13 protein-coding genes are annotated in these 13776 nt (G+C 71.0%); 6 read left to right on the top strand and 7 right to left on the bottom strand.

Annotated features, from left to right (window positions below; all coding sequences use genetic code 11):
* Window positions 1-22: 22 nt before the first annotated feature.
* Complete coding sequence (locus tag ACPOLB_RS06390) at window positions 23-679, bottom strand: DUF502 domain-containing protein (RefSeq protein ID WP_425260463.1); 657 nt, start codon at window positions 677-679, stop codon at window positions 23-25.
* 213 nt (window positions 680-892) lie between these two features.
* Between ACPOLB_RS06390 and ACPOLB_RS06385 the strand changes: the two genes are divergently transcribed.
* The 3 genes from ACPOLB_RS06385 to ACPOLB_RS06375 all read left to right on the top strand — a co-directional run bounded on the left by ACPOLB_RS06385 (window position 893) and on the right by ACPOLB_RS06375 (window position 5023).
* Complete coding sequence (locus ACPOLB_RS06385; protein WP_425260462.1) at window positions 893-2539, top strand: acyl-CoA synthetase; 1647 nt, start codon at window positions 893-895, stop codon at window positions 2537-2539.
* 12 nt (window positions 2540-2551) lie between these two features.
* Entirely contained in the window at window positions 2552-3343 is a 792-nt protein-coding gene (locus ACPOLB_RS06380) for an enoyl-CoA hydratase (protein ID WP_425260461.1), read from the top strand.
* Between the two features lie 132 nt (window positions 3344-3475).
* On the top strand, window positions 3476-5023 hold the full coding sequence (locus tag ACPOLB_RS06375) for a methyl-accepting chemotaxis protein (protein ID WP_425260460.1): 1548 nt from the start codon (window positions 3476-3478) through the stop codon (window positions 5021-5023).
* Window positions 5024-5037: 14 nt separating this feature from the next.
* On the opposite strand, the gene ACPOLB_RS06370 is transcribed toward ACPOLB_RS06375, so the two are convergent.
* From ACPOLB_RS06370 to ACPOLB_RS06360, 3 genes are all read right to left on the bottom strand, one after another.
* A complete protein-coding gene (locus ACPOLB_RS06370; protein WP_425260458.1) occupies window positions 5038-6795 on the bottom strand; it encodes a diguanylate cyclase domain-containing protein in 1758 nt (585 codons plus the stop codon).
* 44 nt (window positions 6796-6839) lie between these two features.
* Window positions 6840-8510 (bottom strand): FAD-dependent oxidoreductase, encoded by a 1671-nt coding sequence (locus ACPOLB_RS06365; protein ID WP_425260457.1) that lies wholly within the window; start codon window positions 8508-8510, stop codon window positions 6840-6842.
* A 68-nt stretch (window positions 8511-8578) separates the two neighbouring features.
* Window positions 8579-9712 (bottom strand): NAD(P)/FAD-dependent oxidoreductase, encoded by a 1134-nt coding sequence (locus tag ACPOLB_RS06360; protein ID WP_425260456.1) that lies wholly within the window; start codon window positions 9710-9712, stop codon window positions 8579-8581.
* 58 nt (window positions 9713-9770) lie between these two features.
* On the opposite strand from ACPOLB_RS06360, the gene ACPOLB_RS06355 reads away from it, so the two are divergent.
* Window positions 9771-10553 carry an SDR family oxidoreductase gene (locus tag ACPOLB_RS06355; protein WP_425260455.1) on the top strand — a complete coding sequence of 261 codons (783 nt, stop codon included), beginning with the start codon at window positions 9771-9773 and terminating at the stop codon, window positions 10551-10553.
* Window positions 10554-10566: 13 nt separating this feature from the next.
* The gene (locus ACPOLB_RS06350; protein ID WP_425260454.1) at window positions 10567-11220 is read left to right on the top strand and encodes a YceH family protein; all 654 of its coding nucleotides are present in this window, start codon (window positions 10567-10569) and stop codon (window positions 11218-11220) included.
* Window positions 11221-11254: 34 nt separating this feature from the next.
* Here ACPOLB_RS06350 and ACPOLB_RS06345 read toward each other — a convergent pair whose 3' ends face one another.
* From ACPOLB_RS06345 to ACPOLB_RS06335, 3 genes are read right to left on the bottom strand one after another with little or no spacing between them, the layout of a single operon-like run.
* The gene (locus ACPOLB_RS06345) at window positions 11255-11926 is read right to left on the bottom strand and encodes a glutathione S-transferase (protein WP_425260453.1); all 672 of its coding nucleotides are present in this window, start codon (window positions 11924-11926) and stop codon (window positions 11255-11257) included.
* A gap of 13 nt (window positions 11927-11939) precedes the next feature.
* The gene (locus tag ACPOLB_RS06340) at window positions 11940-12518 is read right to left on the bottom strand and encodes a LuxR C-terminal-related transcriptional regulator (RefSeq protein WP_425260452.1); all 579 of its coding nucleotides are present in this window, start codon (window positions 12516-12518) and stop codon (window positions 11940-11942) included.
* Window positions 12519-12530: 12 nt separating this feature from the next.
* Complete coding sequence (locus ACPOLB_RS06335) at window positions 12531-12956, bottom strand: PaaI family thioesterase (protein WP_425260450.1); 426 nt, start codon at window positions 12954-12956, stop codon at window positions 12531-12533.
* Between the two features lie 108 nt (window positions 12957-13064).
* Between ACPOLB_RS06335 and ACPOLB_RS06330 the strand changes: the two genes are divergently transcribed.
* Entirely contained in the window at window positions 13065-13775 is a 711-nt protein-coding gene (locus ACPOLB_RS06330; protein WP_425260449.1) for a CoA transferase subunit A, read from the top strand.
* Window position 13776 lies beyond the last annotated feature (1 nt).

Here is a 13776-nt window from a genome sequence, read left to right as displayed (position 1 = left end):
CTGCACCCCCGGCGGCTGCGACTCAGGCCTTGCGGTCCGGCCCCAGGTGCTGGCCGGCCGTGACGCCCATCGAGACGTAGATGCTGGTCAGTCCCTCCACGCCCACCGGCGCCGGTTCGACCCAGGCCTGCGGCACGTAGACCAGGGCGCCGCCGACCGGCACCGGGGCGGTCGGCACCAGCACGCCGAGGTAGGGCTCGCCGTGCATCAGGATGGGCTCGGGGCTGGACAGCAGCCCCAGCACCGCCGCTGCCTGGCCTCGGCCGCCGAAATGCAGCCACACCGGGCTCATCGAACGCGTGCCGGCGGCGTCCTTCTGCGCCAGCAGGTCGACGAACTTGCGCACGAGGTCGTAGATGTTGCGCACCAGCGGCACCTGCTGCACCAGCGCGTCCACGCCGGCCAGCAGCCAGCCGTGCAGCCGTGTGTGCACCAGCAGGCCCAGCGCGAAGATGGCCAGCAGCACCAGCCCCATGCCGATCAGGTAGCCCGCCACCTCCGAACCGCTGACGCCCAGCCCCAGGCGCACCAGCAGGCCGCCGAAGAAGCTGTCCGGTCCCAGCCACGCGTACAGCGTGCGCACCGCCCAGACCACGATCAGCAGCGTCGCGCCCAGCGGCAGCGCCGCCAGCAGGCCGGTGAGGAAGATGTTCAGCAGGTGGCGCGTGGTGCGGGTCATCGGCGGCGGTGTCGGCATCGGGGAAGCGCCGACGCTACCCGATCCCGGCCGTGGCTACCATGCAGGCGCTGCCGTCCGCAGTGCCAGCCGCTCACCTGCCATGAGACCTCCTGAGCCCCATCCCGCGTCGCGGGCCGAGCGCCGGGCCGCTCCCAAGCCGGCCCGCATCCCCGCGGGGGATCGGCCGACGTACCCGTCGGACGAGGGGTCGTGATGCACATCTACGACCAGCACCTGGACCGCAACGCGGCCAACTTCGTGGCGCTCAGCCCGGTGAGCTTCGTCGAGCGCAGCGCCGAGGTCTTCGGCGACCTGCCGGCGGTGGTGCACGGCGCGCGGCGCCACACCTGGGCGCAGACGCGCGAACGCGCCGCGCGCCTGGCGGCGGCCTTGCGTGCGCTCGGCGTGGGGCCCGGCGACACCGTCAGCGTGATGCTGCCGAACACGCCGGAGATGGTGGAGGCGCACTATGCGGTGCCCGCGCTGGGCGCGGTGCTGAACACGCTGAACACGCGGCTCGATGCGCCGCTGCTGGCCTGGCAGATGAACCACTGCGAGGCGCGCGTGCTGATCACCGACCGCGAATTCGCGCCGGTGATGGCCGACGCGGTGGCGCGGCTGCGCGAACGGCACGGCGCGGCGCTGGCCGTCATCGACGTCTGCGACAGCGAATACACCGGCCCGGGTGCGTGCATCGGCGAACACGAGTACGAGGCGCTGCTGGCGCGCCACGCGCCGCTGCCGCGGCTGGAAGGCCCGGCCGACGAGTGGGACGCCATCGCCGTCAGCTACACCAGCGGCACCACCGGCGACCCCAAGGGCGTGGTCACCCACCACCGCGGCGCTTACCTCAACGCGGTGTGCAACGCCGCCACCTGGACCATGCCGCACTTCCCGGTGTACCTCTGGACGCTGCCGATGTTCCACTGCAACGGCTGGTGCTTCCCGTGGACGGTCGCGATGCTGGGCGGCACGCACGTGTGCCTGCGCCGCGTGGACGCGGCGCACATCCTGGCGGCGATGCGCGAACACGGCGTCACGCACTACTGCGCCGCGCCCATCGTGCACAACCTGCTGATCCATGCCCCGCCGGAGCAGCGTGCCGGCATCCGGCCCGGCGTGCGCGGCATGGTCGCGGGCGCGGCGCCGCCGGCCGCGATGATCGAGGGCATGGCCGCGATCGGCTTCGACATCACCCATGTCTACGGGCTGACCGAGGTCTACGGCCCGGCCAGCGTGGCCGTGCAGCGCGCCGAGTGGGCCGCACAGAGCCTGTCGGAGCAGGCGCGCCTGAACGGCCGCCAGGGCGTGCGCTACGCGCTGCAGGACGGCATGGCGGTGCTGGACCCCGAGACCCTGGCCGAGGTGCCGGCCGACGGCCAGACCATGGGGGAGATCATGTTCCGCGGCAACATCGTGATGAAGGGCTACCTGAAGAATCCGGACGCCACCGACAAGGCCTTCGCCGGCGGCTGGTTCCACACCGGCGACCTGGCGGTGCTGGAGCCCGACCGCTACGTGAAGATCAAGGACCGCAGCAAGGACATCATCATCAGCGGCGGCGAGAACATCAGCAGCATCGAGGTCGAAGACGCGCTGTACCGCCACCCGGCCGTGATGGCCTGCGCGGTGGTGGCGCGGCCGGACCCGAAGTGGGGCGAGTCGCCGCTGGCCTTCGTCGAGTGCAAGCCGGGGGCCGAGCTCAGCGCCGCCGAGCTCATCGCCCACTGCAAGGGCCTGCTGGCGGGCTACAAGGTGCCCAAGGAGATCCGCTTCGAGGCCATCCCCAAGACGAGCACCGGCAAGATCCAGAAGTTCCAGCTGCGCGAGCGCGCCAAGAGCAACTCGGCCATCGACTAGGAGACCCCGACCATGAACCAAGAACCCCTGGTGCTGTTCGAGCAGGACAGCCGCGGCGTCGTGACGCTGACGCTCAACCGCCCCGCGGCCTTCAATGCGCTGAGCGAGGCGATGCTCGAGGCGCTGCAGGCGGCGCTCGACCGCGTGGCCGCCGATGCCGGCGCGCGCGTGGTCGTGATCGCCGGCGCGGGCCGCGCCTTCTGCGCCGGCCACGACCTCAAGGAGATGCGCGCCGCGCCCAGTCTCGACTACTACCAGCGGCTGTTCGACCAGTGCGGCCGCATGATGCTGACGATCCAGCAACTGCCGGTGCCCGTCGTTGCCCAGGTGCACGGCATCGCCACCGCCGCCGGCTGCCAGCTGGTGGCGATGTGCGACCTGGCGGTGGCCGCGCACGACGCACGCTTCGCGGTGAGCGGCATCAACGTCGGCCTGTTCTGCAGCACGCCCAGCGTCGCGCTCAGCCGCAACCTGCCGCGCAAGGCGGCGTTCGAGATGCTGGTGACGGGCGAGTTCATCGGCGCTGCCGAGGCGCGCGAGAAGGGCCTGGTCAACCGCGTTGCCGAGCCCGGCGAGCTGGCCGCCGCGGTCGAGCGCCTGGTGGCCAGCATCGTCGCCAAGCCGGCGGTGGCCATGGCCGCCGGCAAGGGCCTGTTCTACCGCCAGCTCGAGACCGGCATCGCGGCGGCCTACGCCGACGCGGCCGCCACGATGGCCTGCAACATGATGGATGCGAGTGCGCTCGAAGGCGTGCAGGCCTTCATCGAGAAGCGGCCGGCGGCCTGGTCGCGCGGCCCGGCCTGAAGACTGGCGGGATTTCTCGGTTGATTTCAGCGAATTTGCGCGCCGGGCGGCGCGCAGACTCGGCATCAGAAGCCCGCCATGCCGGACCGGTGTGGTCGAGGGTTCGCCTCACGAGTCAGAACTGGAACCACCATGAGTTTTCTCCACCAACTTCGCCTGGGCCAGCGCATCGGCCTCGCCTTCGGCCTGTGCCTGCTGCTGCTGATCGGCGTGGCCGCCACCGGCGTCTTCGCGCTGCGTGCCGTGAACACGGGCCTGCACAACGTCACCGACGACTTCTACGTCAAGGTCAGGCTGGTCAGCGACATCAAGGAAGAGATCAACAAGCAGGCGCGCTTCGCCCGCAACGTCGTCATCTTCGACGACGCCGCCCAGCGCACGACCGAGCTCGATGCGCTGAAGACCAGCCGCGAGACGGCTTCGGCGATCTACGACAAGCTCGCGCCGCTGGTCGTGTCCGACGAAGGCAGGAAGCGCCTGTCCGCGCTGCAGGAGCAGCGCCAGCTCTACACCGCCGCCATCGAGCGCTTCGACAGCCTCGCCCGCGGTGGCCAGTCCGTCGAGGCGCGCGAGCTGCTGGTGGCCGATCTGCGCACCGCGCAGCTGGGCTACATGCAGCGCATGGAGGCGTTCGCCGACCTGCAGGAAAAGCTGATGAACCAGGCCTCGGTCGACGCCGACGCCGCCGTGCAGTCCAATACGCGGCTGCTGGTGGTCATCGCCATCGTCGCCGTGCTGATCGGCGTGGTGGCAGCATGGCAGATCGCGCGTTCGGTCACCGTGCCGGTCGCGCAGGCCGTGGCGCTGGCCGAGCAGGTCGCCGCCGGTGACCTGACGGCGCGCGTGCATGCGTCGGGCCGCGACGAGATCGCGCAACTGCTGGGCGCGCTGCAGCGCATGACGACCAGCCTCACCGGCATCGTCGGCCAGGTGCGCAGCAGCAGCGATTCGATCGCCACCGGTGCCGGCCAGATCGCCACCGGCAATGCCGACCTCTCGCAGCGCACCGAAGAGCAGGCCAGCAACCTGCAGCAGACCGCGGCGTCGATGGAACAGCTCAACGCCACCGTGCGCAACAACGCCGACACCGCGCGCCAGGCGGCGCAGCTGGCACAGTCGGCCAGCAGCGTGGCGGTCAAGGGCGGCGACGTCGTCGGCCAGGTGGTCGTGATGATGCAGGACATCACCGACGCCAGCCGCAAGATCGCCGACATCATCGGCACGATCGACGGCATCGCGTTCCAGACCAACATCCTGGCGCTGAACGCCGCGGTGGAAGCCGCGCGCGCCGGCGAGCAGGGCCGCGGCTTCGCGGTGGTGGCGGGCGAGGTGCGCACGCTGGCACAGCGCAGCGCCGAGGCCGCGCGCGAGATCCGCAGCCTGATCGGCGCCAACGTCGAGAAGGTGGAAAGCGGCTCCACGCTGGTCGGCGAGGCCGGCAGCACGATGCAGGACATCGTGACCCAGGTGAAGCGTGTCAACGACCTGCTGGGCGACATCAGTGCCGCCACGCAGGAGCAGACCACCGGCATCGGCCAGGTCAGCGACGCCGTGACGCAGCTGGACCAGGTGACGCAGCAGAACGCCGCGCTGGTGGAGGAGTCGGCCGCCGCCGCCGACAGCCTGAACCAGCAGGTGCGCACGCTGGTCGCCGCAGTCGCCAGCTTCAAGCTGGCCTGAAGCGGCGGACCGCGTCAGCGCGCCGTGACGGGCGACTGCGGCGCCGCCCGGCGCACGCAGTTCTTGCCTTCCTGCTTGCCGCTGTACATGGCGGCGTCCGCGGCCCGCATCAGGCTGCGCACGTCGCTGCCGTCCAGCGGCGCCAGCACGTAGCCCACCGTCAGGCCGATGCGGCACTCCACGCCGCCGGCCAGCAACGGCGCGGCGAAGGCCTGCACCAGCCTGCGGCCCACCGCCTCGGCCTCGCCGATGTCGGGCAGGCCGTCGGCCAGCACCACGAACTCGTCGCCTCCCAGCCGCGTGGCCAGGTCGCCGTCGCGCATCTGTGCCCGCAGCCGTTCGGCCACCGCCACCAGCACCTGGTCGCCGACCTCGTGGCCGTGGCGGTCGTTGATGTCCTTGAAGCCGTCCAGGTCCAGCAGGTACAGCGCGAGCAGGCGCCCCGGCGCGGCCTGCTGCAGCCGCAGGTCGAGCTGCTGTGCCAGGCCGCGCCGGTTCGGCAGGCCGGTGAGCGCATCGCTGAGCGCCATCGAGCGCAGCGTGTCGCGCTCGAGCGCGGCCTGCTGCGCCGCCTGGTGGATGGCCTGCAGGCGCAGCGTCATCACGCGCATGAACAGCAGCATGTCCAGCGTGGCGCCGAACTGGAACGAATGCAGCGTCCACCAGTTGGCCGGCAGCCGGCCCTTGATGAGGCTGACCATGATGAAGGTGCAGACGAAGTAGCCGATCCAGCCGGCCAGGAAGTACCAGCCCACGCGGTCGCCGCGCCGTGCGCGCGCGATGGCGCCGGGCAGGCCGATCAGTGCCGGCGTCAGGCCCAGCGTGCCGACGACCCAGCTCACCTGGTGCACGTGCAGCCAGCCCAGCATGTAGGCCGCCGCCGTGACCAGCAGCGCCGTCGCGTTCGCGAACAGCAGGCCGCTCAGCACGGGCCGGCGTTGCCGGCCCACCAGCACGTCCTGCACGAACAGGCAGGTACCGGTGGCCGCCACCAGGGCCGCCACGGCGGCCGTGTGCTGTTCCATCCACAGATTGCCTGGCCACAGGTACAGCGCGCCCAGGCCGAACTGCGCCACCGAGAACATCAGGCTGCCGCTGATCAGCAGCGCGTACTTCAGGAACATGGCCTCGCGCACCGAGGCCCACTGCGCCAGGCTGTAGATCAGCAGGCACAACCCCAGGCCCGTCAGCAGGCCCTGCAGCAGCTGTTCCTGCAGCGCCGCGGCGTGGAAGGCCGAGGGCTTGTTCAGCGTGATCGGCAGGATCATGCCGCCCTGCGTCTGCACGCGCAGCAGCAGTTCGGCGCGCTGGCCAGGCGCCAGGTCGAGCAGCAGCGCGTGCGAGCGGCTAGAGAACGGCCGCTCGGCCAGTGGCTGCGTGTTGCCCAACCGGCGCTGCTGCACCAGCCGGTCGTCCAGCAGCAGGTGCACGTCGGCGCGGTTCAGCGCGGCGTAGTTGATGTCCAGGATCCACGTGCCGTCGGAGGCGGCCGCCACCTGCAGCGGGATGTGCAGCCAGACCACGTCCTTGCGCAGGCCCAGCGTCGCGCTGGCGCCCTCGGGCACCGTGAAGCGCGCGCGTGCGGCCAGCACCTGCTCCAGCGTCAGCGTGCCGTCGGGGTCGGACAGCACGGTGACAGCTGGCCAGGCTTCCACGCGCGACGTGGCATCGTCCAGCACCAGGGGCGGCGTGGCGAAGGCCGGGCGTGCCAGGAACAGCACGCACCACAGGGTCAGCAGGCCCAGCAGGCCCCAAGAGCGCGACCGGCCCATGGGGCCTGGAGGGCCTGCCGCCCGCGGCAGCGCCGCGCCGGGCATCACATCCCTGCGTAGTTCGGGCCGCCGCCGCCTTCGGGCGTGACCCACACGATGTTCTGCGTCGGGTCCTTGATGTCGCAGGTCTTGCAGTGCACGCAGTTCTGCGCGTTGATCACCAGGCGGTCGGCGCCGCCCTCGTTCACGTACTCGTACACCCCGGCGGGGCAATAGCGGCCTTCGGGGCCGGCGTAGACGTCCAGGTTCACCGCCACCGGCACCGCGGCGTCCTTCAGCGTCAGGTGCGCGGGCTGGTTCTCTTCGTGGTTGGTGTTGCTGATGAAGACCGAGCTCAGGCGGTCGAAGGTCAGCACGCCGTCGGGCTTCGGGTAGTCGATGCGCTCCATCTGGCCGGCCGGCTGCAGGCGTTCGTGGTCGGGCGTCTTGCGGTGCACGGTCCAGGGCGGGCTCTTCATGCCCAGCTTGGGCAGCAGCCACTGCTCGATGCCGGTCATCAGCGCACCCACGGTGTTGCCCTGCTTGAACCACTGCTTGAAATTGCGGCTCTGGTCGAGCTCGGCGTGCAGCCAGCTCTTCTCGAAGGATTCCGGGTAGGCGCTGAGCTCGTCGGCGCTGCGGCCGGCGGCGAGCGCCGGGACGATGGCCTCGGCCACCAGCATGCCGGTCTTGATGGCGGCATGGCTGCCCTTGATGCGTGCGGCGTTCAGCGTGCCGGCCTCGCAGCCCACCAGCGCGCCGCCCGGGAACACCAGCTTGGGCAGGCTCAGCAGGCCGCCGGCCGTGATGGCGCGCGCGCCGTAGCCGATGCGCTTGCCGCCTTCGATGTGCGCGCGGATGGCCGGGTGCGTCTTCCAGCGCTGCATCTCCTCGAACGGGCTGATCCACGGGTTCTGGTAGTCCAGCCCCGTGACGAAGCCCAGCGTCACCTTGTTGCCTTCCAGGTGGTAGAGGAAGCCGCCGCCGTAGGTGTGCTCGTCCATCGGCCAGCCGGCGGTGTGCACCACCAGGCCGGGCCGGGCCTTGTCGGCCGGCACTTCCCAGAGTTCCTTCACGCCCAGCGCGTAGCTCTGCGGGTCGCGGCCGGCGTCGAGCTGGAAGCGTTCGATCAGCTGCCGGCCGAGGTGGCCGCGCGCGCCTTCGGCGAACACCGTGTATTTCGCGGTCAGCTCCATGCCGAGCTGGAAGCCGTCGTGCGGCTGGCCGTCCTTGCCCACGCCCAGGTTGCCTGTGGCCACGCCGCGCACGGCGCCGGCGTCGTCGTAGAGCACCTCGGCCGCGGTGAAGCCGGGGAAGATCTCCACGCCCAGGGATTCGGCCTGCTCGCCCAGCCACTTGGTGACGGCGCCCAGGCTGATGACGTAGTTGCCTTGGTTGTGGAAGCAGCCGGGGACCAGCCAGTCGGGCGTGGTCTTGTGGTCGTCGGGGCCGAGGAACAGGACCTGGTCGCCGGTGACCGGCTGCAGCAGCGGCGCGCCGCGCTCCTTCCAGTCGGGGAACAGCTCGGTGATGGCACGCGGGTCCATCACCGCGCCGCTCAGCGTGTGGGCGCCGGGCTCGCTGCCCTTCTCCAGCACCACGACCGAGACGTCGGGGTTCAGCTGCTTGAGCCGGATCGCGGTGGACAGGCCGGCGGGGCCGGCACCGACGACGACGACGTCGTACTCCATGGCCTCGCGCGGGCCGAACTGGTCGAGGATCTCCTGGGGGCTCATGGTCGGCGTCTTCCGTGTTGCAGCGCGGCGGATTGTAGGGGGCGGAGGATGAAAAAAGAACGACCGTGCTATTTCTGTGGCGAGCCCGTCACGGCGGCGCAGACATCGTCGGCCAGCGCCAGCGCCGACGTGAGGCCCGGCGACTCGATGCCGAACAGGTGCACCACACCCGGCACGCCGTGCTGCGCCGGCCCGCTGACGGCGAAGTCGGCCGCAGCCGCGCCGGGCCCGCTCAGCTTGGGCCGCACGCCGCTGTAGGCGGGCTGCAGCGCGCCGGCGGGCAGGGCAGGCCAGTAGCGGCGGATCTCGGCCTCGAAGGCGGCGGCGCGCGCGGGGTCGACGCCGTAGTCGAGCGCCTCGGGCGCGGTGCCGGCGGGCAGCCACTGCACGTCGGGGCCGAAGCGCGCCTGCCCGCCGAGGTCCAGCGTCAGGTGCACGCCCAGGCCACCGTCGACCGGCGTGGGATAGATCAGGCGGCTGAACGGCGAGCGGCCGCCGAGCGCGAAGTAGTGGCCCTTGGCGAGAAACTGCTGCGGAATGGCGGCGGCAGGAAAGCCCGCGAGGCTGGCCGCCACGGCCTGTGCCGACAGCCCGGCGGCGTTGACGATGCAGCGTGCGTGCAGCGTGAAGGGCTCGTCGCCGCCGGTGTGCACCAGCCAGCCGCTGCCGTCGCGCGCGGCACTGCGCAGCGGCGCGCGCAGCGCCAGCAGCGCGCCCGCGTGTTCGGCGTCGCCCAGCAGTGCCAGCATCAGCGCGTGGCTGTCGACGATGCCGGTGGACGGCGACAGCACCGCGCCCGCGCACTGCAGCGCGGGCTCGAGCGCCACGGCCTCGGCGGCGCTCAGGCGCTGCAGGTCGTGCACGCCGCAGCGCGGCGCGCGCTCCAGCAGGGCGTCGAGCTTGTGCAGCTCGTCGGACTGCGTGGCCACCACCAGCTTGCCGCAGCGCCGGTGCGCCACGCCGCGCTCGGCGCAGTAGGCGTACAGCCGCTCGCGGCCCTCGACGCAGCGGCGCGCCTTGAGGCTGCCGGGCGGGTAGTACAGGCCGGCGTGGATGACCTCGCTGTTGCGCGACGAGACCCCGGTGCCGATGGCCGTGCCTGCCTCGACGATCAGCACCTCCAACCCCTGCAACGCCAGTGCGCGCGCGGCCGCCAGGCCCACGACACCGGCCCCGACGACGAGCACATCGACCTGGTCCATCGCGCGATTGTCGCGTGCTATCGTCCCCGCGAAAGCAGTGAAGCAGGAGCAGCAGGGCATGGCCTACCAGATCGATCTTTCCGGGCGCGTGGCGTTCGTCACCGGGGCTTCCAGCGGCCTGGGCGTGCAGTTCGCCAAGACGCTGGCGCGGGCCGGTGCCGGCGTGGTGCTCGCCGCGCGACGCGTGGAGCGGCTGAAGACGCTGCGGGCGGAGATCGAGGCCGGCGGCGGTGACGCGCACGTGGTGGAGCTCGACGTGACCGACCACGACAGCATCCGTGCGGCCGTGGCCCATGCCGAGACCGAGATGGGCGCCATCGACATCCTCGTCAACAACAGCGGCGTCAGCACCACGCAGAAGCTGCTGGATGTATCGCCCGACGACTTCGACTTCGTGTTCGACACCAACACGCGTGGCGCCTTCTTCGTGGCCCAGGAAGTGGCCAAGCGCATGGTCGCGCGCTGCAAGGGCGAGGCGCCGGGCACCTACACCGGCGGGCGCATCGTCAACATCGCGTCGATGGCGGGGCTGAAGGTGCTGGGGCAGATCGGCGTCTACGCGATGAGCAAGGCCGCCGTGGTCCACATGACGAAGGCGATGGCGCTGGAGTGGGGCCGCTTCGGCATCAATGTCAACGCGCTGTGCCCGGGCTACATCGACACCGAGATCAACCACCACCACTGGCAGACCGACGCCGGCCAGAAGCTGGTGCAGATGCTGCCGCGCAAGCGCGTGGGCAAGCCGCAGGACCTGGACGCGGCGCTGATGATGCTGTGCGCCAACGAGAGCCACTTCGTCAACGGCGCGGTGATCGCGGCCGACGACGGCTTCGGCCTCTGAGCGACGGCCACCCGTGCGGAACCTGACCCCGCTGGAGGCGCGCGTGCTGGGCGTGCTGGTCGAGAAGCAGCACACGGTGCCCGACACCTATCCGCTGTCGCTGAACGCGCTGGTGGCCGGCTGCAACCAGAAGACGGCGCGCCAGCCCGTCATCGAGGCCACCGACGCCGAGGTGCTGACGGCCGTCGACGGGCTCAAGAGCCTGAGCCTGGCCTTCGAAGGCAGCAGCAGCCGGGTCGTGAAGTTCGAGCACAACGCCGCGCGCGGCCTCAACGTGCCGCAGCCGGCGGCAGCGCTGCTCGCGGTGCTGATGCTGCGCGGCCCGCAGACCGCGGCCGAACTGCGGCTGAACTGCGAACGTCTGCACCGGTTTGCCGACATCGCGGCCGTGGAAGCGGCGCTGGAGGAACTGGCCGAGCGCTACCCGCCGCGTGTGCTGAAGCTGGCGCGGGCCCCGGGCGAGCGCGAGGCGCGCTGGGCGCACCTGCTGTGCGGCGAGGTGGCGCAGCCTGCCGCCGGCGCAGCGGCCGCGCACGGCGACGCCGGCGGCAGCGTGGCGGCGGGCGAGCTGGCGGCCATCAAGGCCGAGCAGACGCGCCTGGCGGCCGAGGTGGCCGAGCTGCGCGCGCTGGTGCAGCGCCTGTCGCGCGAACTGGGCGTCGATTGACGCACCGCCGCGGCCACGGGCCGCGGCCGACGGTTCAGCCCAGGATCTCGTACGGCCCGCCGGCCGCCAGCGCACGCGCGTAGGCCGGGCGGGCGTGGATGCGCTCCAGCCAGTCCTGCAGCTTCGGGAAGCGGTCGTCGAGCCCGGCGCGCGCGGCGGCGGCTTCCAGCGGAAAGCTCATCTGGATGTCGGCGGCGCTGAACTCGGCGCCGGCGAACCACGGCCGCTGCGACAGCTCGTCGTCCATGAAGCGCAGCTGCGATTCGATGTTGGGTCGGATGAAGGCCGTGCCCACCTTGTCGGCGATGCCCTTCACCACGGGCTTGATGAAGAACGGCACCTTGGCCCGGCGGATCTGGTCGAACACCAGCTGCATCAGCAGCGGCGGCATCGCGGTGCCCTCGGCGAAGTGCAGCCAGTAGGTGAACCGGCGCCGTTCGGCCGTGCCCGGCGCGGGGCGCAGCGCGCCCTGGCCGTGGGTGTCGAGCAGGTACTCGACGATGGCCCCGGACTCGGCCACCGTGATGCTGCCGTCGGTGATCACGGGCGACTTGCCCAGCGGGTGGACCTGGCGCAGCTCGGGCGGCGCCAGCATCGTCTGCTTGTTGCGCGCGTAGCGCCGGATCTCGTAGCGCAGTCCCAGTTCCTCCAGCAGCCACAGCACGCGTTGCGAGCGCGAGTGTTCCAGGTGGTGCAGCACGATCATCTCGGGTGTCCTCTCATCCGCCGCTGAGCAGCTTGTTCACGAGTTCGGGAGTGGTGGCGGCGCCGGTCTTGCGCATCAGCCGCGCGCGGTACACGTCCACCGTGCGCGGGCTGATGGCCAGGCGCTTGCCGATGAGCTTGCTGGTCAGGCCGTCGATCAGCAGCGCGGCGATCTCGCGTTCGCGCGCGGTGAACTCCAGCTTCAGCACGCGCCGCGACGACAGGTCCTCGAAGGCCCAGATGCCGGCGGCATGCGGCTGCGCGGGGTCGAGCGCGCGGCCCGAGACGTGGCACCAGAACAGCTCGCCGCCCTTGTCGGTGCCCGCGCCCGGGCCCAGGCGCTTCATCACGCGCTCGTCGGCGTAGCGGCCATGCCGGTCGAGGCTGGCGACGATGCGCTCGCCCGTGCGCTGGAACTCCGCCGGCGTCGGGTACAGCACCTCGAAGCTGCGGCCGATGAGCTGCTCGCGCGTGGCCGAGAACATCTTCAGCAGTTCCTGGTTGCAGTCGATCACGAGCCGCTGGCGCGACAGCACCAGGCCGATGGGCGCCAGGTCGAACGCGGTGCGGTAGTCGAGATCGGGCGCGCTCACGTCGTCAGGTCGTCACAGCAGCGCGTACGTGGTGGTGGCGTGCGCGGCCAGTTCGTCGTCGGCGTTGATGATCTGCACCTCGCCGAACACCAGGCTCTTGCCCATGCGCAGCACGCGCGCCACCACGCGCGCCGCGCCGCTGCTGCCCGACACCGGCCGCAGGAAGCTGGTCTGCAGCTGCACCGTGGTCATCGGCTTGAAGCCGCCGAGCTTGGTCATCACGGCCAGCACCATCGCGGTGTCGGCAGCGGCCATCATGGTCTGGCCGCACAGCACGCCGCCTTCGTGCACGTGGCGGCGTGTCACCGGCAGCACCAGCGTCACCTCGCCGGCGCGGGCCTCCAGCACACGGAGGTCGAGCTCGCGCACCCAGTCGGCGAAGACGTGGTTCAGCGCGGCCTGCAGCATTTCCAGGTCGGCGAAGGACTGGGTTTCCATGCGCGTGCTCCTCGGGAGGGTGGGGATGAGGGTGCCGGGTTCCGACCTAGGCGATCTTACTTAATGCAGTACGTAGTACGCTGCGGACTTCGACTGGAGGTCCATCCGATGAAGAAGGTCTATCCGAGCGCCCAGGCGGCGCTCGACGGCATCGTGCACGACGGGCAGCTGCTGGCCGTCGGCGGTTTCGGCCTGTGCGGCATCCCCGAGGCGCTGATCGCGGCCTTGCGCGACACCGGCAGGAAGAATCTCACGGTGATCTCGAACAACGCAGGCGTCGACGGCTTCGGCCTCGGCCAGCTGCTCGAGACGCGGCAGATCAGCAAGATGATCTCCAGCTACGTGGGCGAGAACAAGGAGTTCGAGCGCCAGTTCCTGGCCGGCGAGCTGCAGCTGGAGTTCACGCCGCAGGGCACGCTGGCCGAGAAGCTGCGCGCCGGCGGCGCCGGCATCCCGGCCTTCTTCACGCGCACCGGCGTCGGCACGCAGGTGGCCGAAGGCAAGGAGCTGCGCGAGTTCGACGGCCACACCTACGTGATGGAACGCTCGCTGACGCCCGAGGTCTCGCTGGCCAAGGCCTGGAAGGCCGACAAGAGCGGCAACCTCGTGTTCCGCCGCACCGCGCGCAACTTCAACCCGGCCGTCATCATGGCCGGCAGGATCGCCGTGGTGGAGGTGGAGGAGATCGTCGAGACCGGCACCTTCGACCCCGACGCCGTGCACCTGCCGGGTGTCTACGTGCACCGCATCGTGCTGAACGCGACGCCGGAAAAGCGCATCGAGAAGCGCACCACCAAACAGAACCCGAAGGGAGCCTGAC

This window comes from Rubrivivax soli (genome assembly GCF_049810355.1).
Lineage (GTDB): Bacteria > Pseudomonadota > Gammaproteobacteria > Burkholderiales > Burkholderiaceae_C > Rubrivivax.
This window is presented reverse-complemented; position numbering and strand designations above follow the sequence as displayed.